A 282-nucleotide genomic window follows, 5' to 3' on the forward strand; every position below is an offset into this window, starting at 1 on the left:
GACGATCGTACCTTCTGCGTTCGTCCAGTTCTTGAATGCATAGCCTTCACTTGCTTCTGCTTTGCTTCCCTTTACGGTTCCGGTTACTGGCTTGACTTCATCCTTCGCATTGGTTACAGTTCCCATATTTTCATCATTTGATTTATATGAGATCGTTATCTCAGCATCTTCCTCGAAGTATGCGGAGAAGGTTGTATCTTCTTCATATTTTGCTTTTCTCAATGCTTCATCTGTTGCGAAATCGTTCGTTCCATCATTCCACTTCTGGAAATGATAGCCCTT

General features: G+C 42.2%; 1 protein-coding gene. It reads right to left on the reverse strand.

The window, feature by feature from the left end:
* Nucleotides 1–282 (reverse strand): hypothetical protein (locus NE665_RS24385; protein WP_256302768.1); only part of this gene is annotated, 282 nt, incomplete at both ends.

The sequence above is a fragment of the Clostridium sp. DFI.1.208 genome (assembly GCF_024463855.1).
Taxonomy (GTDB): domain Bacteria; phylum Bacillota_I; class Bacilli_A; order Erysipelotrichales; family Erysipelotrichaceae; genus Clostridium_AQ.